Annotated in this window: 15 protein-coding genes and 3 tRNA genes; 10 read left to right on the plus strand and 8 right to left on the minus strand. The window is 66.1% G+C overall.

From position 1 onward, the window contains the following. The first annotated feature begins 117 nt into the window (after nt 1-117). Nucleotides 118-1,980: a glucans biosynthesis glucosyltransferase MdoH gene (gene mdoH, locus GJ672_RS06525; RefSeq protein ID WP_195759472.1), complete on the plus strand. Its 1,863-nt coding sequence runs from the start codon at nt 118-120 to the stop codon at nt 1,978-1,980. Here mdoH and lon read toward each other — a convergent pair. Next, nucleotides 1,977-4,376, minus strand: coding sequence for an endopeptidase La (gene lon / locus GJ672_RS06530; protein WP_229381836.1), 2,400 nt, complete (start codon nt 4,374-4,376; stop codon nt 1,977-1,979). The genes mdoH and lon overlap by 4 nt on opposite strands. Nucleotides 4,377-4,501: 125 nt before the next feature. Here lon and GJ672_RS06535 point away from each other — a divergent pair, with 125 nt between their 5' ends. After that, nucleotides 4,502-5,869 carry an 8-oxoguanine deaminase gene (locus GJ672_RS06535; protein WP_154296438.1) on the plus strand — a complete coding sequence of 456 codons (1,368 nt, stop codon included), beginning with the start codon at nt 4,502-4,504 and terminating at the stop codon, nt 5,867-5,869. A 71-nt stretch (nt 5,870-5,940) separates the two neighbouring features. Next, nucleotides 5,941-7,299: a TrpB-like pyridoxal phosphate-dependent enzyme gene (locus tag GJ672_RS06540; RefSeq protein ID WP_154296439.1), complete on the plus strand. Its 1,359-nt coding sequence runs from the start codon at nt 5,941-5,943 to the stop codon at nt 7,297-7,299. Nucleotides 7,300-7,333: 34 nt separating this feature from the next. On the opposite strand, the gene GJ672_RS06545 is transcribed toward GJ672_RS06540, so the two are convergent. From GJ672_RS06545 to gltX, 3 genes are all read right to left on the minus strand, one after another. Beyond that, nucleotides 7,334-7,410, minus strand: a tRNA-Glu gene (locus GJ672_RS06545). A 68-nt stretch (nt 7,411-7,478) separates the two neighbouring features. Then, nucleotides 7,479-7,554, minus strand: a tRNA-Ala gene (locus GJ672_RS06550). Between the two features lie 68 nt (nt 7,555-7,622). After that, nucleotides 7,623-9,047, minus strand: a complete 1,425-nt coding sequence (gltX, locus tag GJ672_RS06555; RefSeq protein ID WP_154296440.1) for a glutamate--tRNA ligase — start codon at nt 9,045-9,047, stop codon at nt 7,623-7,625. A 124-nt stretch (nt 9,048-9,171) separates the two neighbouring features. On the opposite strand from gltX, the gene GJ672_RS06560 reads away from it, so the two are divergent. Next, nucleotides 9,172-9,246, plus strand: a tRNA-Val gene (locus tag GJ672_RS06560). A 79-nt stretch (nt 9,247-9,325) separates the two neighbouring features. Then, complete coding sequence (locus tag GJ672_RS06565) at nt 9,326-10,366, plus strand: NADP(H)-dependent aldo-keto reductase (protein ID WP_154296441.1); 1,041 nt, start codon at nt 9,326-9,328, stop codon at nt 10,364-10,366. Nucleotide 10,367: 1 nt separating this feature from the next. On the opposite strand, the gene GJ672_RS06570 is transcribed toward GJ672_RS06565, so the two are convergent. Beyond that, entirely contained in the window at nt 10,368-11,297 is a 930-nt protein-coding gene (locus GJ672_RS06570) for a LysR substrate-binding domain-containing protein (protein WP_229381837.1), read from the minus strand. A gap of 157 nt (nt 11,298-11,454) precedes the next feature. Between GJ672_RS06570 and GJ672_RS06575 the strand changes: the two genes are divergently transcribed. The 5 genes from GJ672_RS06575 (at nt 11,455) to fdxA (ending at nt 19,279) form a co-directional block, all read left to right on the plus strand. Next, nucleotides 11,455-11,760, plus strand: coding sequence for a hypothetical protein (locus GJ672_RS06575; protein ID WP_154296442.1), 306 nt, complete (start codon nt 11,455-11,457; stop codon nt 11,758-11,760). A gap of 93 nt (nt 11,761-11,853) precedes the next feature. After that, nucleotides 11,854-13,149 carry a metallophosphoesterase gene (locus GJ672_RS06580; RefSeq protein ID WP_154296443.1) on the plus strand — a complete coding sequence of 432 codons (1,296 nt, stop codon included), beginning with the start codon at nt 11,854-11,856 and terminating at the stop codon, nt 13,147-13,149. Beyond that, a complete protein-coding gene (locus tag GJ672_RS06585; protein WP_154296444.1) occupies nt 13,146-16,340 on the plus strand; it encodes a hypothetical protein in 3,195 nt (1,064 codons plus the stop codon). The genes GJ672_RS06580 and GJ672_RS06585 overlap by 4 nt, the downstream gene beginning before the upstream one ends. Continuing rightward, nucleotides 16,337-18,886 carry a DNA mismatch repair protein MutS gene (gene mutS, locus GJ672_RS06590; RefSeq protein WP_154296445.1) on the plus strand — a complete coding sequence of 850 codons (2,550 nt, stop codon included), beginning with the start codon at nt 16,337-16,339 and terminating at the stop codon, nt 18,884-18,886. Before GJ672_RS06585 ends, mutS begins: the two co-directional genes overlap by 4 nt. 69 nt (nt 18,887-18,955) lie before the next feature. Further along, nucleotides 18,956-19,279 (plus strand): ferredoxin FdxA, encoded by a 324-nt coding sequence (gene fdxA, locus GJ672_RS06595; RefSeq protein WP_154296446.1) that lies wholly within the window; start codon nt 18,956-18,958, stop codon nt 19,277-19,279. A gap of 10 nt (nt 19,280-19,289) precedes the next feature. Here fdxA and xerD read toward each other — a convergent pair whose 3' ends face one another. From xerD to GJ672_RS06610, 3 genes are all read right to left on the minus strand, one after another. After that, nucleotides 19,290-20,195 (minus strand): site-specific tyrosine recombinase XerD, encoded by a 906-nt coding sequence (gene xerD / locus GJ672_RS06600; RefSeq protein ID WP_154296447.1) that lies wholly within the window; start codon nt 20,193-20,195, stop codon nt 19,290-19,292. Nucleotides 20,196-20,198: 3 nt separating this feature from the next. After that, on the minus strand, nt 20,199-21,071 hold the full coding sequence (locus tag GJ672_RS06605; RefSeq protein ID WP_154296448.1) for a slipin family protein: 873 nt from the start codon (nt 21,069-21,071) through the stop codon (nt 20,199-20,201). 114 nt (nt 21,072-21,185) lie between these two features. Beyond that, nucleotides 21,186-22,211: a Fe(3+) ABC transporter substrate-binding protein gene (locus GJ672_RS06610; RefSeq protein WP_154296449.1), complete on the minus strand. Its 1,026-nt coding sequence runs from the start codon at nt 22,209-22,211 to the stop codon at nt 21,186-21,188. Between the last annotated feature and the right edge of the window lie 128 nt (nt 22,212-22,339).

Genomic DNA, 22,339 nt, shown 5'->3' on the forward strand with positions numbered 1-22,339 from the left:
CGGGGTAGCCGCCGCTATTCCGCCGGCGCACACTGTGGCGGTTCCGGGCCGGCGTCTTCGGGTGGGTGCCGTGCAACTTCCCGCGGCTCACGGGGTCGATCCACAAGGCGTAACCTGATGACCTGGGAGCAACGGACAAACTTGGAATATTCCTCGTGGCGTTTGAATGCCCCGGCGGTCGCCGGGCGGCGACTGCTGTTGGCCGCACTGGTGCTGGGCACCACGGCGATCGGCCTGCACGGGATTGGTAGCGTGCTCGGCGGGGCGCCCTTCGGGCTCGCCGAGTGGCTGATCATCGGACTGTTTACGGTGCTCTTCTCCACCACCTGCCTGTGGTTCTGGACCACCACCATTGGCATTTTGTTGCGGCTGCTTGGGCGGCATCCGGTGGACCTGGGCCGCTGGCATCCCGATCCGGCGGATGCCCCGCCTCTGGCAGCCACCGCCATCGTCATGCCGGCCTATAACGAAGACATGGACGGGGTGGCCAACTGCATCGCCGCCACCTGGCGGTCGCTGGAGGCCACCGGCGAATCCGGACACTTCGATTTCTATCTGCTGAGCGACAGCGGCGATGAGGATCGGCGAGCCACAGAGCGGCAAACCGTGGCAGCCCTGCGACAGCGCCTCGGGCCGGGCCTGCGGCTGTATTACCGCGCCCGCGACACCAACGAAGGACGCAAGCCCGGCAACATCCGCGATTTCTGCGAGCGCTGGGGTGATCACTACGATTACATGATCATTTTTGATGCGGACAGCCGCATGACCGGCGAGTCCATGATCACGCTGGTGCGGCGGATGCAGGCCAACCCCCAGGCAGGCATCCTGCAGACCGTGCCGCTGCCGGTGGGACAGCGAAGCCTGCTGGGCCGTCTGCAGCAGCTTGCCGCCAGCCTGAGTGCCCCCAGTATCGCCACCGGACTGGCTTTCTGGCAGGTCAGTCACACCAACTACTGGGGCCACAACGCCATCGTGCGCATTCGGGATTTTCGCGACTGCTGCGGCCTGCCGCCTCTGCCCGGCGAAGCGCCCCTGGGCGGCGACATCATGAGCCATGACTATGTAGAAGCCGGGCTGATGCATCGCCACGGCCGCGGGGTTTATGTCCTGCCAGAGATCGAAGGCAGCTTTGAGGGCATGCCGGGCAACCTGATTGACGACCTCAAGCGGGAGCGCCGCTGGTGTCAGGGCAACCTGCAACACCTGCGTCTGCTGCCCGGCCGGGGTTGGCCACTAATCACCCGTTTCAACTACCTGGTGGGCGGGCTCGCCTATGTCAACGCGCCATTGTGGATGTTGCTGGTGAGCGTCGCGGCCGTGGACGCCATGATCATGCCGGAGAGCACCTGGCTGGGGGCCATGGCCGACCCGTCCAGCGCCGCCGTCTGGCTGATCGCGCTGACCGTGTTCGTCCTGTTTGCGCCGAAGGTGTTCAATCTCGGCGTCGCGCTGAGCACCGCCCGATCGCCGGGCTACGCCCTGCGGCTACTGGGCGGGGGGCTGACCGAGCTGGTGTTCAGCGTCCTGCGGGCGCCGGTGATGATGCTGCTCTACAGCGTCTATGTGGGACGCATTCTGCGGGGTCGGCCCGCCGGCTGGAGTCCCCAGCTGCGGGGACGGCGAACCGTACCACCGGGTCTGGCCTGGCGGCTGGGAGCACCCATGGCGGCCGGCGCGCTGGCCGTCGCGGCGGTGGTGGCCATCACCGAACCCGCCTTTCTGCCCTGGCTCAGCCCGGTGCTGCTGGGGCCGATGCTGTACCCGCTGATTCTTGACCTCACCAGCCGCGTCGCGCCGGCCTGGCTGGTGCCTTCAACCCCGGAAGAGGACGCCGGCCGGGTGCCGATGAACCGGCGGGTGCGTGAACAGCGCCGTCACCATGCAACGCCGGAGCCGCAGGCTCTCAGCTACGCCGAAGTACCCGCCGAGCGATTCCGGCCCATGCCCCTGCAGCCTCTGTCGGTGCCGACGCCCGCCTAGCCACTGCGCAGGGCGATGGCGGTGGCCTCCTCGGCATGATCCACCCAGTGGAACTGCAATGACTCGCGGACCGGCTCCGGAATGTCATCGAAGTCCTTGCGGTTGCGCCCCGGCAGAATCACCGTCGTGATCCCCGCCCGGCGGGCCGCCAGGACCTTTTCCTTGATACCCCCCACCGGCAGCACCAGCCCCCGCAGGGTGATTTCGCCGGTCATGGCCACATCCTCGCGGAGGCAACGGTCGGTGAGCAGCGATACCAGAGCGCTGTACATGGCGACGCCGGCGCTGGGGCCATCCTTGGGGATGGCGCCAGCGGGCACATGCACATGCACGTCATCGGACTGAAGCTTTTCCAGGTCCACCTCGAGACCCTCCGCCCGGGATTTGATCAGACTGAGCGCCGTCTGGGCACTTTCCTTCATCACATCGCCCAACTGGCCGGTGAGCACCAGCCGACCAGTGCCCCGGGATCGATTCGCCTCAATAAACAGAATGTCACCCCCCACCGGGGTCCAGGCCAGGCCCGTGGCAACGCCGGGCACACTGGTGCGCATGGCCACTTCGCTCTCATGCCGGGGCGGGCCCAGCACGGTGGTCAAATCCTCGGCATCAATGGTGGCCTGCTCGAGGCGGCCCTCGGCGATGCGCACCGCCACATGCCGGGCGACACTGCCGAGCTCCCGTTCCAGCTGCCGACAGCCCGCCTCACGGGTGTAGGCGCTGACAATGCGGTGCAGGGCGGCATCGGTCACTTCCAACTGCGCCTCGCTGAGTCCGGCGGACTGGCGCTGACGGTCCAGCAGATAGCGCCGGGCGATCTCCACCTTCTCCTCCTGGGTATAGCCCGGGATCTCGATCATCTCCATGCGGTCCCGCAACGGGCCGGGGATCTGATCCGGCACGTTGGCGGTGGCCACGAAGAACACCTCGGTGAGGTCAAAGGGCAGCCCCAGGTAGTTGTCCTGAAAGGTGCCGTTCTGGGCCGGATCCAGCACTTCCAGTAGCGCCGCCGACGGGTCGCCCTGAATCCCGCCACCCAGTTTGTCCATTTCGTCGAGCATCATCACCGGGTTGCGCGAGCCCGCCTTGTGAATGCTCTGAATGATCTTGCCAGGCAGCGCCCCCAAGTAGGTGCGGCGGTGGCCGCGGATCTCGGCTTCGTCATGAACGCCGCCCAGACTGGCCCGCATGAAATCCCGGCCGGTGGCCCGGGCAATGCTCTGCCCCAGGGAGGTCTTGCCCACCCCGGGGGGACCCACGAAGCACAGAATCGGACTGCGGCCGTCGGGATTGAGTTTACGGACCGCCAAGTGCTCGAGAATCCGGCGCTTGACCGGCTCCAGGCCGTAATGATCCTCATCCAGAATCGCCCGGGATCGGGCAATGTCGATGTCCTCGGTGCGCTGGACGGACCAGGGCAGCTCCAGCAGCCAGTCCAGATAGGTGCGCAGCATGGAGTACTCACCGGCGCCTTCCGGCATGCGCTCGAGCCGCCGCAGCTCCTTGCGGGCCTGGCTGTCCACCTCCTCGGGCATCTGCGCCTCATCAATCCGCCGCTCCAGCTCGCGGATCTCCTCGCCTTTCTGATCGCTCTCGCCCAGCTCCTCCTGAATGGAGCGAAGCTGCTCCCGCAACAGCGCCTCGCGCTGCCGCTCGGACATGGTCTCGTGGGTGCGCTCGCTGATTTTCTGGGAGAGCTTGAGCACCTCCACCCGGTAGTCCAGCAGCGAGAGAACCCGCTCCAGCCGGGCCTCGACATCAAAGGTCTCCAGCAGCTCCTGGCGCTCGGCGCTGCCCAGGTCCAGATACCCGGCCACGGAATCCGCCAGCACGCCGGGTTCTTCAATACTGGTGAGGGCGCCGGCGAGCTCCTGGGGCGCCTGGGGCAGCAGCTCCAGCGCCTCCAGGGCCTTGTCCCGCAGCGCCAGCATGCGGGCATCCACCTCGGCCCCCGCAGGCTGATGCTCTTCGATGCGCTCCACCCGGGCCACCAGAAACGGATAATCATCCAGAAACTCGATGACCCGAAAGCGCTGCAACCCCTGCAATACCAGGTGGTGATGGCCTTCCCGTCCGTTGACGAACCGCATTACCCCGCCGATGGCGCCCACGGTGTGCAGGTCATCCGAGCCGGGATCCTCCACCGAGGCGTCCTTCTGCAGCAGTACCCCAATAGGCTGGTCATTCTGAACGGCCTGACGGGCCGCCAGCACTGACCGGGATCGGCCAACCCCCACCGGCACTACCATGTTGGGGAATAGCACCAGGTTGCGGACCGGTAGCAGAATCAGGGCGTCCTCCGGCAGCCGGGGGATGACCAGGCTGCGGGACTCGGAAGCCGGTGTTTCCACCTCGCTGCCCTGGGGGGATTCGTTGTCGGTGTCCAGCGTATTCATCCATTCCTCCGTGCGCATCGAAAAGTGCGACGCTTCCTTCACTAAATGGAGACAGTGCGTCCGCGCTTCAAGTGCCTGCGGATCTGGCCTACGCTCTGCGTTATCGCCAGCCAAGCCGTTGCGCCATGCAAGTCGATCTGCTGATTCACAACGCCGACTGGGTGGCCAACCCGGATGAGACACCGCCGGCGGCTCACCAGAGCATTGCCATACGGGATGGCTGGATTGTTGCCCTGGGCGCCGCGGATGAACTGGCGGTGGAGGCCAGGGAAACCCTGGATGCCCGGGGCCTGATTCTAATTCCGGGGCTGATCAATACCCATCAGCATTTTCTGGAGAGCCTCACCCGGGCGATGCCGGCGGCCCAGAATGACCCCCTCCTGCCCTGGCTGAGCAAGCACTATCCCTTCTGGGCCGCCGTGGAGCCCTCTCATCTGGCCATTGCCACCCGACAGGCCGCCGTGGAGTTGCTGCGGTCCGGTTGCACCACGGTGTTCGACCACAACTACCTCTGGCCCAATGGCTGTCAGGTCGAGGACCAGATCGAGGTCATGCAGGCGCTGGGCCTGCGGTTTCATGTCTCCCGGGGGTCCATCTCCCTGGGCCAGTCCCGGGGAGGCGTCGCCCCCGATCAGGCGGTGGAGGATGAAGCTCACATTCTCCGGGATAGTGAGCGGGTGATTGACCGCTGGCACGACCCGTCGCCGGGGAGTCGGCTGCAGGTGGCACTGGCCCCGGGCTCGCCCTACTCGGTGTCCGCGGCACTGATGCGGGAGACTGCGACCCTGGCCCGGGACAAGGGGGTGCGGCTGCATACCCATCTGGCCGAGAGCCGCGATGAGGTGGACTTCTGCCGCCAGCAGTACCGGGAGACGCCCGTGACCCACGTGGAGGGCATGGGCTGGTTGGGACCGGATGTGTGGTTCGCCCACATGATTCACCCCAGCAGCACGGACCTGCAGCGCCTGGCCAGCCACGGCTGCGGCATCAGCCACTGCCCGTGCTCCAACATGCGGCTTGGCAACGGCATCGCACCGGTGCGGGCATTTCTGGATCGGTCAATGCCCGTGGGCATCGGCGTGGATGGCGGGGCGTCCAACGACGCCGCCAATCTGCTGGCCGAAACCCGACAGGCCATGCTGCTGCAGCGGGTCGCCCATGGAGCGGAGGCGATGACCGCCCGAGAGGCACTGACTCTGGCCACCGCCGGCGGCGCGAAAGTGCTGGGGCGCACCGACATCGGCCGTCTCGAGGTGGGCATGGCCGCTGACATTGCCGGCTTTCGCCTGGATGCGCTGGAGATGGCCGGTGGCGCCGTTCATGATCCATTGGGGGCGCTGGTGTTCTGCCCGCCCCCCTACGCCGACCTGGTGGTGGTGGACGGCGAGCCACGGGTGCGGAAGGGCGAGGTGCTGGGCCAGGACCTGGGCGCGCTGGTCGCCGAACACAACCAGGCCGCCCGGGCCATTGTCCGGGCGGCTTCCCGGGCCTGAGAACCCCGTCACGGCAGCGACGGTGCTATTCTTGGCGCACCTATCCATTGTTCACCAAGGTGATTGCGTCCATGAGCGACAACGTCAAAACCGTCCTGGCCGAAACCGAGATTCCGCGTCACTGGTACAACATCAACGCCGACCTGCCCGCTCCCCTGGCACCGGTGCTCAACCCGGTGACCTTTGAGCCGGTGGGCCCGGAGGACCTTGCCCCCCTGTTTCCGATGGCCGTCATCGAGCAGGAGATGAGCACCGAGCGCGAGGTGGAGATCCCCGAGCCGGTGCGCGAGGTCTATCGGCAGTGGCGCCCGTCACCGCTCTATCGGGCCCGGCGGCTGGAAAAGGCCCTCGGCACGCCAGCGCGTATCTACTACAAATACGAAGGCGTGAGCCCGGCGGGCAGTCACAAGCCCAACACCGCCATTGCCCAGGCGTTTTACAACAAGGCCGAAGGGGTCAAGCGCATCACCACCGAGACCGGCGCCGGCCAGTGGGGGTCCTCCCTGTCCCTGGCCGGGGCCATGTTCGGCCTCGACATCGAGGTGTTCATGGTCAAGGTGAGCTTCAACCAGAAGCCCTATCGTCGGGCGTTTATGGAAAGCTTTGGCGCCACCTGCATCGCCAGCCCCAGCCACACCACCGAAGCCGGGCGTGCGGTGCTGGCCACCCACCCCGACTCCACCGGCAGCCTGGGCATCGCCATCAGCGAGGCGGTGGAGCTGGCGGCCCAGCGGGATGACACCAAGTATGCACTCGGCAGCGTCCTGAACCATGTGCTGTTGCACCAGACGGTGTCCGGCCTGGAGTCCATGCGTCAGCTGGAGATGATGGATGACTATCCGGACAAGGTGATCGGCTGCACCGGGGGCGGGTCCAATTTTGCGGGGATCGCCTTTCCGTTTCTGGGGGAGCGCCTGCGCGGCGGCCCCGAGACCGAGTTCATCGCGGTGGAACCGGCCTCCTGCCCGACCCTCACCAAGGGCCAGTACGCCTATGACTGGGGCGACACCGGTCATCTGACCCCGCTGACCAAGATGCACACCCTGGGCTCGGGCTTCGTGCCGCCGGGCTTTCATGCCGGCGGCCTTCGCTATCACGGCATGGCGCCGCAGATCAGCCATCTCACGGACCTGGGCTACATCCAGCCACGGGCCTATGGGCAGCTGGAGTGCTTCGCGGCCGGCCTGGAGTTTGCCCGGGCCGAGGGCATCATCCCGGCGCCAGAGGCCAATCACGCGGTCAAGGCCACCATTGACGAGGCCATCGCCTGCCGCGAGTCCGGCGAATCCAGGGCGCTGCTATTCAACCTGTGTGGCCACGGGCACTTTGACATGCAGGCCTACACGGACTATCTGGCGGGCAATCTCAAGGAAGAACAGGCCAGTGAGGCGGAGCAGTCCATGGCCCTGGCGGGCCTGCCGGGGGTTTAGCACCCGGCGGGAGAAGTTGGTGGGTAGAGAAAAATGGCGTCCCCAACGGGATTCGAACCCGTGTCGCCACCTTGAAAGGGTGGTGTCCTAGGCCGGCTAGACGATGGGGACGCTGTCTAATCGACCGGCGGAATCATAGCAGACGCCGCTGGATCGTCAAGACTGAAAAAGAATGGTGATGGTGGAGCCAGGCGGGATCGAACCGCCGACCTCCTGCATGCCATGCAGGCGCTCTCCCAGCTGAGCTATGGCCCCATTTGTGAGGAGCGGAGAGTCTAGAAACTGGCCCCGACGCTGTCAAGGCCAGCGCTCCCCATCCCCCATCAGGCGCCCAGGGTGGCCTCCTGCACGGCCCACTCCCGGGCCCGCTGCAGACGCCGCAGCGTGGCCTCTCGGCCCAGCAGCTCCAGGGTCACATCGATGGGCGGAGAAATCGGCCCGCCGGAGACCGCCACCCGCAGCGGCTGGGCGACCTTGCCCATCTTGAGCTCGTTCTCTTCCGCCACGCCGGTGATGGCACGATGGACATCCTCGGCACTCCAGTGCTCCAGTGCCTCCAGCGCGTCATGCAGGGCTGCCAGCACGGCTTCGGCGCCCTTGAGATGCTTGCGGGCCGCCTTGTCGTCGTATTCCCGGGGCTCGTGGTAGAAAAACCGGCTGTTTTCGGCCATCTCCACCAGGGTCTTGCTGCGTTCCGCCTGAGCGGCGATCACCGCCTCAATGTCGGGGGTGCTATCGCCCGCCGGATCGATCCCGAGTGCTCCCAGGTGCCAGGCCAGGTGGCGGGCCACATGGGCCACCGGCAGGGTCTTTATGTAATGCTGGTTGAGCCAGTCCAGCTTGGAGGGGTTGAGACTGGATGCCGAGTGGTTGATGTCCGCGATGTCAAAGTGCTCCACCATCTCATCCAGGGTGAACACTTCCTGATCCCCGTGGGCCCAGCCCAGACGCACCAGATAGTTGATCACCGCCTCGGGCAGATAGCCGGCATCACGGTACTCCATGACGCTGGCCGCGCCGGTGCGCTTGGAGAGTTTTTTGCCCGCCTCGTCGAGAATCATGGGCACATGGGCGTAAACCGGGGGCTCGACGCCCAGCGCCTTGAGAATGTTGCTCTGCCGGGCGCTGTTGTTGAGGTGATCGTCACCCCGAATGACATGGGAGATGTTCATGTCCATGTCGTCCACCACCACCACGAAATTGTAGGTGGGGGAGCCATCCGCCCGCGCGATAATCAGATCATCCAGCTGGCTGTTGTCGAACACCACCCGGCCCTTGACCTGATCATTGACCACAGTCCGGCCCTCGGTGGGCTGACGAAAACGGATCACCGGCGGCCCATCAGCATCCGCCGGCGGCTCGGTCAGATCCCGGCAGCGGCCGTCATAGCGGGGCTTTTCCTTGCGCGCCTGCTGCTCGGCCCGCAGGGCGTCCAGCCTCTCCCGGGAGCAGTAACAGCGGTAAGCTGTGCCCTCCTCGAGCATGCGGTCAATGACCGCCTGATAACGCTCGAAGCGATGCGTCTGGTAGAGCGGTCCCTCGTCATAGTCCAGCCCCAGCCAGCTCATTCCCTCCAGAATGGCGTTAATCGCTTCGGGGGTGGAGCGCTCCAGGTCGGTGTCTTCGATGCGCAGGACAAAGCGGCCGCCGTGGCGCCGGGCGTAGAGCCAGCAGAACAGCGCCGTGCGGGCGCCGCCAATGTGCAGATAACCGGTGGGGCTGGGCGCAAAACGGGTGATGACGGTCATGACGGCCTTCGGTGTCTGAAAGTCCCACAGTTTAGCGAGCCAGGCGCCCCGGCGGCCAGTCGGATGGCGCTGGGATGGCTTCGTTGACAGCCATGGGGGGACTTTCTAAACTCTGCGCTCGGTTGGGCGGTTAGCTCAGCGGGAGAGCACTGCCTTCACACGGCAGGGGTCGCTGGTTCGATCCCAGCACCGCCCACCAACCTCGCTTGCCTTGCCTTGCCTTGCCTTCGACAAGGCCATAATGGCACCTCGTAGCTGGCACCCCCCAGGAGTTTTCAGTGGAGTATCGCCAACTCGGCCCAACCGATCTCAACGTCAGCGCCCTCTGTCTCGGCACCATGACCTGGGGCAAGCAGAACACCCAGGACGAGGCCTTCGCCCAGCTGGACTACGCGCTGGAGCGGGGCATTAACTTCATTGATACCGCCGAGATGTATCCGGTACCACCGGAGAGCGAGACCCAGGGCGCCACAGAGACCATGATCGGCAACTGGTTGGCAGCCCGGGACAACCGCGACCGGGTCATCCTGGCCACCAAAATCGCCGGCCCGGGTCTGGGCACGGTGCGGGATGGCAAAACCGATTACGGTTCCAAGGACATCCGCGCGGCGGTGGAGGCCTCCCTGCAGCGCCTGCAGACCGAGGTCATCGACCTCTATCAGCTCCACTGGCCGGCCCGCCAGAGCAATTTCTTTGGCAAGCTGGGTTTTCAGGTGGATGCCAGCGAACCGGACCCGATGCCGGGGATGCTGGCGGCGCTGGAGGCCCTGCAGCGCATGGTGGACGAGGGCAAAATCCGCTATGTGGGTCTGTCCAACGAATCCGCCTGGGGCACCATGAAGTTTCTGGAGCTGGCGGAGCGGCACGGCCTGCCGCGGGTGGTGAGCGTTCAGAACCCTTACAACCTGCTCAACCGCAGTTACGAAATCGGTCTCGCAGAAGTCTCCCACCGCGAACAGGTGGGGCTGCTGCCCTACTCGCCGCTGGCCTTCGGGGTACTGAGCGGCAAGTATCTGGGCGGCGAGCGACCGGCGGGGGCTCGGCTCACCCTGTTCGAGCGATTTACCCGCTACACCAAGGGTCCGGGGCTGGAGGCCACGGAGGCCTATGTGAACCTGGCCCGGGAGCACGGTCTTGATCCCTCTCAGATGGCACTGGCCTGGGTGACCGAGCAGCCCTTCGTGGCCAGCAATATCATCGGCGCCACCACCCTGGAGCAGTTGAAGACGAACATCGACAGCATCGATGTCCGCCTAGACGAGGATCTGCTGAAAGGCATCGAGGCCATTCACGCGGACCGGCCCAATCCGTGCCCCTGAGTTAGGCCATGGACGCCTGACCGGGGGCATTCACCCCGGCAAAATGATCTTCGATATGCTGGGCGAGCGCCTCCACCGCGGCGCCACGGGCTGGCATGCGCAGCATCAGCACTTCGTAATCCCCCAGCGTTAACAGCCCGCTCTCCGACTCGTCGATCGCCCGCAGCGGGGACTGCACCAGGCTGCGGGGAAGCGGCGTGATGGCGATATCCTGGAGCGTGGCCGCTTCCTGGGCACCGGTGTGTTCGCTGGTGTAGGCGATCCGATAACGATGACCGCTTCGGTTGAGTGCCTGCAGCGCCATGCGGCGCCAGGCACAGCCCCGGTCGGCCACCGCCAGGGGGAGCGGCGTTCGCTGCACGGCCACGCCGCCTTCTCGGCCCGCCCAGACCAGGGACTCCCGAAAAATCGGCTCGGCCCTCGGGTGCGGCCGGTCGCCGGCCTCGGCGACCAACAGCGCCAGATCCAGTTCGCCAATATCCAGCCGCCGAATCAAATCGGGGCTGCGGCCATTGCGCACGTTGACCTGCACCGCTGGATAACTCCGGGTGAACTGGGAGATCACGCCGGGGAGAACCCGGGCACCAATGTCATCCGGGGCACCGAGTCGAACCGTGCCCCCCACCTGGGGCGACAGGAACTGCCCCACGGCTTCATCGTTGAGCTCCAGCAGCTGTCGGGCATAGCCCAGCATGATCTCGCCCTCGGGGGTGAGATGCACCTGGCGGGGCTCGCGCACGAACAGCGCCCGACCGAGCATTTCTTCCAGTCGCTTGATCTGCATGCTGACGGCGGAGGGCGTGCGAAATACCTGCTGCGCGGCCCGGGTGAAGCTGCCCGTCTCGGCGATGGCCACGAAGGTCCGCAGGATTTCCATATCCAGAATGGGCAGCCCCTGGGGCGAATTCACGGCGTTGATCGCGCTCATCATGACCACCGTTCAGCCAATGGCAATGGTTCAAATTTTCTTATCGCAAAGTTTATTCTTTTTCGATTGCCTGAACAAATATTGGCTCTCACACTATCTCCAAGCGTCGATTCTTCGCTGCTGACCTAGTGCGACAAATCATAGGCGGAGGGATTCAGTCATGACCACGAACAACACCCGCAACAACGCAACCACGCCCCCCATCTGCATGCCCGCCATGCCGCCCATGGGAGTGGCCCGCCGATTGGGCCAGTGGCTCCGCAGCCGGCGGCCGGCCGCCGGGTCGGACCTTTCCCGGCTCGATCCGCACCTGCTGAACGATCTGGGGGTAGAGTCCCGCCGGGAGGCTCGCCTCACCGAGCGTCAGCTGGCCGCGTTTTACGAGCAGCCGCTGGGCCGGGCCTCCGGCAGCTACACCATGGTGTCCCCGGCGGAGCAGCACACACTGCGGATCCGTCGCAGGTAGCACCACCGCCGCTAAACGCGCTCCGGCAGGCGGCGTCGGATCGGCGCCCCCTGCCGCTTGTGCCGGGTTGCCGGATCGTCGAGCATTGGGCACATGAGTCTGCGCATTCTCGCCATCGGCGATCTCCATCTGGGCCGAATTCCCGGACGGTTGCCCCCCAGCCTGCATTCCGACGCCGCCCGGCTTGGGCCCGCCGGCGCCTGGCAGCGTGCGGTGGATCTGGCCATCCAGGAATCGGTCACCGCCGTGATTCTGGCCGGGGACGTTGCCGAGTCCAGCGAGGATTACTTCGAAGCGTTGCCCATCCTGCAAGCGGGTGCCGAGCGCCTGACCGCGGCGGGTATTCAACTGGTGGGCATTGCCGGTAACCACGATGGGCGCCTGCTGCCCACCCTGAGCCAGCGGGTCCCCGAATTTAAGCTGTTGGGCCAGGGTGGCCGCTGGCAATCGTTGACCCTGGAATCCGGCGCCGAGGCACTGACCCTGTGGGGCTGGTCCTTCCCGGATCAGCATTTTTCCGCCGATCCCACCCGCGACTTTCCCGGGCGATCGACCACCCATCCCACTCTGGGTCTGCTGCACTGCCACCTGGATCAGGTGACAAGTCCCTATGCCCCGGTAGCCACTGGGCGACTGCGGGACATCAACCTGGACGGCTGGTTGCTCGGCCATGTGCACCAACCCACCCCGCTGACGCTGCCCAACCCCCTGGGCTACCTGGGTTCCGCCACGGGATTACACGTGGGTGAAGCCGGCCCCCGCGGTGCCTGGCTGCTGAGCGTGAATGACGGACGCCTCAGCGACCTGCAGCACCAACCCCTGGCACCGCTGCGATGGGAACATCTGGATGTGGACGTCTCCGGGGTGACGGACAATGTCGCGGTCCGGGATCGGTTCATGGAACGGCTGGAACGCCTGAGCGAGGCGTTGTTGCACGCGCCTCATGCCCCCCGGGCGGTGGGCCTGCGGGTGCAATTGAGTGGCGAGAGTGATCTGCCCTCGGCGGCCTTTTCGCTGGGCGAAGGTGACGAGGCGTCTTTTCCCCTCCCGGGTGCGGCCCATCTCACCGCATTCATCGAATCCGTCGCGGTGGAAGTCCGTCCGACCCTTTCGTTGACCGACCTGGCCCGGCGAACGGATCAGCCGGGTCTGCTGGCCCGGCGCCTGCTGGTGCTGGATCGCGCCGCGGATGACCCGGAACGCCAGGCGCTGCTCGGCGAGGCCGCCGCCGTGGCGCAGCAGGCCATGAAGACAGGCAACTGGCGGCGGCTCCACAACGACAAGTTACACCAGGAACCCGACACCGAGCAGATCGCCCGCTGGCTTCGCCAGACCGCCACCACGGCCCTGCGCAGCATGCTCCGGCAGCAGGGTCAGGGGCCGGCATGAGGCTCTGCCACCTGGAGATCCACCAGCTCCCCGGGGTCGCTCCAATGACCCTGGACGATCTGGCGCCGGGCATTAACTTTGTGACCGGCCCCAATGCCATCGGCAAGAGCAGCATTGCCCGGGCCCTGCAGGCGGTGTTGCAGGACCCGCAGCGACTGGATGCGGCGCCAATCAGCGTCACCGCGACCTTCGAGCAGGATGGGCAGCGCTGGCAGGTGGAACGGGCGGGCAATGCCCTCAACTGGCAGACCGACGGCCGTGACGTCGAGCCACCCCCGCTGCCGGCGGCGGAGGCCCTGCCCTGCTACTGGCTGAGCGCCGAGAGTCTGCTGGTGCCGGCCGACACCGATCAGGCGGCGTTGCACCACCGGCTGCGTCAGGTGCTCGCCGGCGGCATTGATCTGGGCCAGGTGCGGCAGGCGACCTTTCCTCACAGCGAAGGCTTCCCGCAGAAGGACTACGGCGATCTTCTGGAGGCACGCCAACAACGAAGCCGCCAGGAGGAAGACTACCGGCGACTGGCGGCGGAACGCGACGCGCTGCCCCAGCGACGTCAGGCGCTGGAGGCCGCCCGACGGGCTCGGGATGAGGTTGGGCAGGTGGAAGCCGCTCTGACACTGGCTGCGGCCTACAAGGAGGAGGCTGGCATCAAGGCCAAGCTGGCGGCCATCCCCGACGGCGTCAAACAACTCAAGGGCGACGAAGCGCAACGGCTCGCCGCGCTGAATGAGGATCTGGCCGCCGCCGAGCAGACCATCACCGAGGCACAGGCACAGCTCACCGAGCAGACCCGGGCTCTGGAGCGCCTGGGCCTGGGCGACCACCCACCTTCCCAGCGCGTAATCCAGGGATGGGCTCATCAGCTACAAACCCTTCGCGAGGCCGAGCGGGAGGCCCGCCGGCACCAGGCCGAGGCGGAACGGGCCGCCGCCCGGGAGGATGAAGCCCTCACCGACCTCGCACAGACCCTGCCGGATCTCCCCCGGCTGACGCCCGCCGTGGTCGAGGACATTGAAGCCGCGCTTCTGCAGCGCAGCCAGCAGGCCGCCGCCGCCCCGCCCACCGGATCGCCGCTGTTGACCCCCGGGGGGCTCGCCGGCATCGGGCTCGGCGCGCTGGCCGCCGGGCTGCTGACGCTGGCGGGGTCCTGGCTCAATGTGGCCACGCTCATGCTGGCGGGGGGCGCCGCGGCGATTGTCGCCGCGCTCTTTCTCCTGGTGGCGGCCCGCCAGTTGCACTGGCCCGGAAGTCCGTCCGCAGGGAAGGACCCGGCCAGCGAGCTGCTGAGCCGACATGGCATCCGGGTAGAAGGCCTTGAGGGCAGCGGTCTCGGGCGGCTGCTGCGCATTGCCCACCGCCTGGACGACGCCCGGGAAGCGGTTGCCGAAGCCCGTGCCGAGCAGCAGCACCACGAGGCGCGGGCGGACGAGCAGCGACAGGCGCTGCTCAGCGGCCTGTCCGATGGGGTATCAGCAGCCGCTGCCAACCTGGACCCTCCGGACAGCGATCGCCTGAAAGCGCACATCGATGATCTTGCCCAGCGCAGCCAGCAGGCCCGGGAGATCGACCAGCGCCGCCAGCGAGCCGAAGGGGATCTTCAGCAGGCCCGAGACCGACGGGTGTCGATCCTGGCCGAACGGGATGGGCTGTTTCAGGGCATTGGCCTGACCCCGGGGGATCATCAGGCCCTGGAGACCTGGCTTGAGTGGCATTCCCGGCATGAGCAGCTCCAGCAGACCCTGCGCGAGCAGCAGATCCGGATTCGGGAGCGGGCCCAGCCGCTGGCGGCCGACGACGACCTGCGGGGGCTGGCCGCCAATGGCGACGTCCCCGCCCTGGAAGCCCGGCGCGATGAACTGGCAGAACAGGCCCGCCAGGTGGATGACCAGCAGGCCGCCATTGCCGATCTGCAGGCCCGCCTGGATCAGGCCGGTGGCGACAACGCTCTGGCGACGGCGCTGGCCCGGGAACAGACCCTTGAGGAGCAGATTCGCGATCGCATCGCCGGCCATCTGCAACAGCGTCTCGGCGAATGGCTACTGGATGATGTCGAGCGGGCCTACCGACGCCAGCATGAGCCAGCGCTCATCGCCGACGCCCGGGACCGGTTCGAGCGCTTCACCGCTCACCAGTGGTCACTCACCGTGAATGATCAAAAACACCTCGCGGCCCGGGATCTGCAGCAGAACAGGGAACGCTCCCTGGAAGAACTCTCCGCCGGCACCCGTACCCAGTTGCTGCTGGCAGCCCGCATCGCCTGGGCCCGGGACCTGGAGCGCACCAGCGTAACCCTGCCGCTGGTGCTGGACGAGGCCCTGAGCGCCACCGACCCGCAGCGTTTTGAGGCCGTGGTGAACAATCTGGCGCAACTGATCGATGAAGAATCCCGGCAGGTCCTGTTCCTCACCGCCCGCCCCGAAGAGCCCATGCTCTGGCAGCAGATCACCGGCGCATCACCCCGAGTGATCGACCTGCAGGCGCTGCGTCAGGAGCAGGCCACCCCCCCGGTCATGGTCAGTGTGCCGGTGCGCCCGGTCCCACCGCGCCCGGACGGTCTGAACGCGGCGCAGTACGCCGAGCGTCTGCAGGTCCCGGCGGTGGATCCCCGCCGGGACGCCGGCGACGTCCACCTCTTCCATCTGCTTCGTGACGACCTCTCCACCCTGCACGAGCTGCTAAGTCACTGGGGGATCGCCACCCTGGGGCCGGCGGAGAACTGGCTGGCCAGCCCGGCCGGTCAGTCCATGGCGCACCAGCACTCCTGGCCCGTGCTGCTGGCCGGCCGGATTGCGATGGCCCGAGCCTGGCTACAGTTGGCCGCCGAGGGCCTGGGGCAGCCACTGGATGCAGACACCATTGCACGGAGCGACACCCAAACCCGAGTCATGACCGGGCGCATTAACACCGTGGCAAAACAGCATGACTGGGAGGCAGCGCCTTTGATTGCCGCCCTGCGGAACGGTGCCGTCAAGAACCTGGGCAAACCGCGCATCAACGCGCTGGAGAGCTGGCTCACTGACCATGGCTATCTGGACCCGCGGCCACCGCTGGACGCCGAGGCCCTGGAACACGGTGTACTGGGCCAACTCGGGCATCACTACACGCCCACGGAAATCCGAACCCTCTGCCACTGGCTCGCGCTGGCGAGCGGCCGGGCCGGTCAGCCCAGGGAGACCGTCCAGGAACAATGACCGACTATGCCGGGCACACCCCCATGATGCAGCAGTACCTGCGCATCAAAGCCGAGCATCCGGACCTGCTGGTGTTCTATCGCATGGGGGATTTTTACGAGCTGTTTTATGACGACGCCCGGCGGGCGGCGGATCTGCTGGGCATCACCCTCACCCAGCGGGGCGAATCAAAAGGCGCGCCGATTCCCATGGCCGGCGTCCCGGTCCACAGTTACGAAGGGTATCTCGCCCGGCTGCTGGCCCGGGGGGAATCCGTGGCCATCTGCGAACAGGTGGGCGATCCGGCCACCGCCAAGGGGCCCGTGGACCGCGAGGTGGTGCGTATTGTCACGCCGGGCACCGTCACCGACGAAGCCCTGCTGGACGAGCGACGCAGCCATCTGCTGATTGCCATCGCCCGGGATGGCGATCACTGGGGGCTGGCCAGCCTGGAACTGGCGGGCGGTCGATTTACGGTGGCCGTCGGCGAACGGGACAGCGCCCTGGCAGCGGAACTGGAGCGTCTGACGCCGGCGGAGATCCTGATCCCGGATCATGAAACCCCGGGCCCTGGCTGGGCGGATCGTTCCGGCATCAAGGGGCGACCCGGCTGGCATTTCGAGCCGGCCGCCGCCCGGCGAAGCCTGCTGGCGCATTTCGACACCCGGGATCTCGCCGGTTTCGGGGTGGAAGACCTGCCGCTGGCCATTGCCGCGGCCGGCGCCGTGCTCGAGTACGTCAGGGACACCCAGCGCAGCGCCCTGCCCCATATCCGCACCCTCAACATTGAGGCCAGCGAGGCAGCCATCACCATTGACGCCGCCAGTCGGCGCAATCTGGAGCTGGAGCGCAATCTCGGCGGCGGCACCGAACACACCCTGGCGGAGCTGCTGGATCGCACGGTCACCGGCATGGGCAGCCGACTGCTGCGGCGCTGGATCAATCGGCCCCTGCGGGATCAGGCGGAACTGCAGGCCCGCCAGGCCGCCGTTGGCACCCTCATGGGCAGCGGCCCTGATGCCCTGCGCGAGGCGCTACGCCACTGCAGTGACATCGAGCGGATCAGTGCTCGCATCGGACTGGGCTCCGCCCGACCCCGGGATCTCAAAGGCCTGCGGGACACCCTGGGCCAGCTGACCGTGATCGAAACCACCATGGCCGCCCTGGACAACCCGCGGCTTCAACAATTGCGGGATGCTGCCGCGCCCCGCCCCGCCGTGCAGAAGCATCTGCAACGGGCGCTGGTGGACGAGCCGCCGGTGGTGATGCGGGATGGCGGCGTGATCGCCGACGGTTTCGACGACACCCTGGATGAGCTCCGGGATCTGTCCCGCAATGCCGACGGGTTTCTCCAGGGTTTGGAGGCCCGGGAACAAGCGGCCACCGGCATTGCCAGCCTCAAGGTCAGCTACAACCGGGTCCATGGGTACTACATCGAGATCAGCCGCACCCTCAGTGACCAGGTGCCGGCCCACTACATCCGGCGTCAGACCCTCAAAGCCGCCGAGCGCTACATCACGCCGGAGCTGAAAACCTTCGAAGATCAGGTGCTCTCCGCCCGGGAGCGGGCGCTGGCTCGGGAAAAGGCCCTCTACGAGGCGCTGGTGGCCTGGTTGGGGGATCATCTGGCGGATCTGCTGGACCTGGCCGCCGCCCTCGCCGAAACCGACGTGCTGGCGACCCTGGCAGAACGCGCCGAGCGCCTGGACTACGCCTGCCCCCGCCTGGACGGCGAGCCCGGCATGACCATCGAAGCGGGCCGTCATCCGGTGGTGGAGCAAAGCCTGGATGCCCCGTTTGTGCCCAATGACATTCATCTGGATGGCGACCGGCGGATGTTGATCATCACCGGCCCCAATATGGGGGGCAAATCCACTTACATGCGCCAGGTGGCCCTGCTGACCCTGATGGCGCATATCGGCAGCTATGTCCCGGCCAGGGCGGCGCGATTCGGCCCCATTGATCGGATTTTCACCCGCATCGGCGCCTCCGATGACCTGGCCGGGGGCCGCTCCACCTTCATGGTGGAGATGACGGAAACCGCCAACATCCTGCACAACGCCACCCGACACAGCCTGGTGCTGCTGGACGAAATTGGCCGCGGCACCAGCACCTTCGATGGCCTCGCCCTGGCCTGGGCCACCGCCGAGGCACTGTGTCAGCAGGTCGGGGCACTGACGCTGTTTGCCACCCACTACTTCGAAATGACCGCCCTGCCCGCCGAACACTCCCAGGCCGTCAACGTCCACCTGGAAGCGCTGGAGCATGGCAAGCGGATCGTTTTCATGCACAGCGTCCGGCCCGGCGCGGCCAGCCAGAGCTACGGCCTTCAGGTGGCGGCCCTGGCCGGGGTTCCCGCCGGTGTTCTGAAAGTGGCCCGACGCAAACTCGACGAACTCGAGCAGGGCGCTGCCCCGGCGCCGCAACTGCCGCTGTTCGCGGCATCATCCGCGCCGGAGCCCCTGCTGGATGCTCTGGATGCGGCGGATCCGGATGAGCTCTCTCCCCGCGAGGCCCATGAGCTGCTGTACACCCTGAAAGCGCTTATCAAACCCCATCACCGGTAGGTTGATGGGCTCGCGGAGCTCCCCTAATCTTCCGGACTATTCCCGTAACTCTCAGCGCTGGAGTCAGCGATGACCTATGTCGTGACCGACAACTGCATTAAGTGCAAATACACCGATTGCGTGGAAGTGTGTCCCGTGGACTGCTTTCACGAGGGGCCCAACTTCCTCACCATCGATCCGGACGAGTGCATTGACTGCACGCTGTGCGAGCCGGAATGCCCGGCGGAGGCCATTTATTCCGAGGATGATCTGCCGGAGGACAAGGAGCACTTTCTCGAGCTGAATGCCGAGCTGGCCCAGAAGTGGCCGGTCATTACCGAGTCCAAGGATCCCCTGCCCGACGCCGAGCAGTGGGACGGCACCCCGGACAAGCTCCAGTATCTGGAGCGCTGATCAACGGGCATTAACCCCGCGGATGGTGCTCGGCATGCAGCGCCTGCAGCCGGGCCCGGGCCACGTGGGTATACACCTGAGTGGTGGACAGATCGCTGTGACCGAGCAGCATCTGCACCACCCGCAGGTCGGCGCCATGATTGAGCAGATGGGTGGCAAAAGAGTGTCGCAGAGTGTGGGGCGACAGCGGCTTGTGAATACCGGCGGTCATGGCGTGCTGACGGATACGGTACCAGAACGCCTGCCGCGTCATGCCGTGGCCCCGGGCGGTCAGAAAAACCGCCGGATCACGGCGCTCGCCGGCCAGTGACGGGCGGTCCTCGGCCAGATACGCATCCAGCGCGTCCTGGGCGGCTTCTCCCAGGGGCACCAGACGATCCCGCCCCCCCTTGCCGGTGACTCTTACCACCCCCTGGCGGCGATTCAGCTGCCCCAGGGTCAGTCCCACCAGCTCGGACACCCGCAGCCCCGTGGCATAGAGCACTTCCAGCATGCACTGATCCCGCCGCCCCAGCCGCGTCGCCGACTCCGGCGCGGCAAGCAGTTTTTCCACCTCGGATTCGGTGAGTGCATCCGGCAGCGGCCGGCTGGCGTTGGGCGCGTCCACACGGACCGTGGGGTCCTGCTGAATAGCCCCCTGCCGGAGTTGATGCCGGTAAAAACGCCGTAGGCTGGAGAGTAGCCGGGCGCTGGTTCGGCGGCTGGTGCCGGCTGCCACTCGGGCGGCCAGGTAGCCCATTATGTCCGCCCGGTGCGCGCCCAGCAGGCCGGGACAATCCGGGCGCCGGGCCAGCCAGCGGACGAATCCCTCCAGGTCGGAGCGGTAGGCGGCCAGGGTGTTGTCCGCCAGGCCCCGCTCCATCCAGAGGGCGTCCAGAAAATGGCCGATCTGCTCCCGATCCGCGTCGGTGGCCATCGCTCAGTCGTTCTTGTCGCCGGACTCCTCGTCCGTGCTGCTGTCATCGGGCGCCGACCCGCCATTGCCGTTGTCCGTGGGCGTGCTGCCGGCGGAGGGCATCATGCCGGGCATGAAGGGCGCCTCGGACTGACCGTAAGTCGGCATCAACACCTTGAGCATGTCCATGGGCACCGGGAAGACCACGGTGGACGCATTGTCCACGGAAATGTCCGTCAGGGTCTGCAGGTAACGAAGCTGGATGGACTGGGGGTTCTGGGCCAGCACGTTGGCCGCTTCCAGCAGCTGCTGGGAGGCCTGTTTCTCACCTTCCGCATGGATGACCTTGGCGCGACGGCTACGCTCTGCCTCGGCCTGACGGGCGATGGCCCGGATCATCGACTCGTCCAGATCCACGTGCTTGATCTCGACGTTGGCCACCTTGATGCCCCAGGCATCGGTCTGGGCGTCAAGGATTTCCTGGATGTCGGCGTTGAGCTTATCCCGCTCCGAGAGCATCTCATCCAGGTCGTGCTTGCCCAGCACCGAACGCAGGGTGGTCTGCGCCAGCTGGCTGGTGGCGGCGGCGAAATCCTCCACCTGGATCACCGCACGCTCCGGATCAATGACCCGAAAATAAAGCACGGCATTCACCTTGACCGTGACGTTGTCCTTGGAGATGACGTCCTGGGAGGGCACGTCCAGGGTAATCAAACGCAGGTCGATCTTAACGGCCTGCTGCAGAATGGGAATGATCAGACGCAGCCCGGGGCCCTTGACCTTCCAGAATCGGCCCAGCTGAAAGACAACTGCCCGTTCGTATTCTCGAAATACCCGAAACGCTGCAATGACAATGGCCGCGATGGCGGCAAGGACGATCAATACCGGTATGGTCATGGGCTGAGTTCTCCCGAATGGTGTGCCGACAATCTGTCTGTTCTGACACGGGGACGGCGGCCGGGTTCGGCCGGCCGCCGTTGATTATCGCCAACCGGCATGATCAGCCGAATGTCACCGCCAACCAACCCGGTCCATGAGGCGAACCGCTTCAGCATTGTTGTCACCCAATACACTGATGTCCAGTGGATCCAACGAGTACTCGGTGAACGCCTGCACCACCTCCGGGGGCTGGACGCCCTCCACCACCGGGAACTCGTGATTGCCGAGCGCGAAAAAGCGCTGGGCCTCGTCGGTGGTCAGGAATTCGAGAAATGCCCGGGCCGCATCGGGATTGCGGCTACCGTCGACCATGGCCGCACCACCGATATTGCGATGGGTACCGCGTCCCGCCTGATTGGGGAAAAACGGAGCCGTGCCCTCGGCCACCGCCTGGTCAGCGGCATTGTCCGAGAGTTGCAGGCGCACCCAGTAATAATGGTTGGCAACGGCAATGCTGCACTCGCCCGCGGCGACGCCACGAATCTGATCCGTGTCACCTCCCTGGGGCTGCCGGGCCAGGTTACTCACCAGTCCCTCGGCCCATTCTTCGGTGGCCTCGACGCCGTGGGCCGCGATCAGCGACGCCACCAGCGACTGGTTGTAGTCATTGCTGGATGAGCGGATGCAGATTTCGTCCTGAAACCGGGGGTCGGCGAGCTCCTCATAGGTCTGCACCGGGGCCTCGGCATACACATCCGGATCGAAAAAGATCAGGCGGGCGCGGCTGCTGAAACCAAACCAGAGGTTGTCCGGATGGCGAAGCTCCGACGCCAGACGCTGCTCGAGGACTTCGGACTCCACCGGCGCCAGAATGCCAGCGGTCTCAGCCCGGTACAGCCGCGCCGCGTCCACCGTCATAAAGACATCCGCGGGACTGGCGGCCCCCTCGCGCCGGATTCTCTCGATCAGTTGGTCGGCGTTACCCTCCAGTAAATTGACTTCGATACCGGTGGCTTCGGTAAAGGCCGCGTACAACTGCTCGTCGGCGTCATAGTGCCGAGCCGAGTAAAGGTTGAGGGTCTGCGCACCGGCCACACCGGCGCAGGCCAGTAAGCTCGCCCCCAGTAGCCACCCAGCTTGGGTGATCGGCAGTTTCATGGAGCGCTCCTTGTAATCGTTCCAAACAATCGCGGATGGGAATCATTTGCATCCCAGAGTGGATGACAACAAAGCCGGGAATGGCTGTCAAGCAACAATGAGAATCGCTTGCAACAAGTCTCTTCCAT

Source organism: Spiribacter sp. 2438, from assembly GCF_009676705.1.
In the GTDB taxonomy this organism is placed as follows: domain Bacteria; phylum Pseudomonadota; class Gammaproteobacteria; order Nitrococcales; family Nitrococcaceae; genus Spiribacter.

What these genes read in the sequence shown, in the direction of transcription:
- GJ672_RS06605 (WP_154296448.1), bottom strand. Translation starts at nt 21,071, where the DNA reads ATGACCATACCGGTATTGATCGTCCTTGCCGCCATCGCGGCCATTGTC.
- xerD (WP_154296447.1), bottom strand. Translation starts at nt 20,195, where the DNA reads ATGGCCACCGACGCGGATCGGGAGCAGATCGGCCATTTTCTGGACGCC.
- GJ672_RS06570 (WP_229381837.1), bottom strand. Translation starts at nt 11,297, where the DNA reads ATGATGAGCGCGATCAACGCCGTGAATTCGCCCCAGGGGCTGCCCATT.
- mdoH (WP_195759472.1), top strand. Translation starts at nt 118, where the DNA reads ATGACCTGGGAGCAACGGACAAACTTGGAATATTCCTCGTGGCGTTTG.
- GJ672_RS06580 (WP_154296443.1), top strand. Translation starts at nt 11,854, where the DNA reads ATGAGTCTGCGCATTCTCGCCATCGGCGATCTCCATCTGGGCCGAATT.
- gltX (WP_154296440.1), bottom strand. Translation starts at nt 9,047, where the DNA reads ATGACCGTCATCACCCGTTTTGCGCCCAGCCCCACCGGTTATCTGCAC.
- GJ672_RS06535 (WP_154296438.1), top strand. Translation starts at nt 4,502, where the DNA reads ATGCAAGTCGATCTGCTGATTCACAACGCCGACTGGGTGGCCAACCCG.
- GJ672_RS06540 (WP_154296439.1), top strand. Translation starts at nt 5,941, where the DNA reads ATGAGCGACAACGTCAAAACCGTCCTGGCCGAAACCGAGATTCCGCGT.
- fdxA (WP_154296446.1), top strand. Translation starts at nt 18,956, where the DNA reads ATGACCTATGTCGTGACCGACAACTGCATTAAGTGCAAATACACCGAT.
- GJ672_RS06575 (WP_154296442.1), top strand. Translation starts at nt 11,455, where the DNA reads ATGACCACGAACAACACCCGCAACAACGCAACCACGCCCCCCATCTGC.
- lon (WP_229381836.1), bottom strand. Translation starts at nt 4,376, where the DNA reads ATGAATACGCTGGACACCGACAACGAATCCCCCCAGGGCAGCGAGGTG.
- GJ672_RS06610 (WP_154296449.1), bottom strand. Translation starts at nt 22,211, where the DNA reads ATGAAACTGCCGATCACCCAAGCTGGGTGGCTACTGGGGGCGAGCTTA.
- mutS (WP_154296445.1), top strand. Translation starts at nt 16,337, where the DNA reads ATGACCGACTATGCCGGGCACACCCCCATGATGCAGCAGTACCTGCGC.
- GJ672_RS06585 (WP_154296444.1), top strand. Translation starts at nt 13,146, where the DNA reads ATGAGGCTCTGCCACCTGGAGATCCACCAGCTCCCCGGGGTCGCTCCA.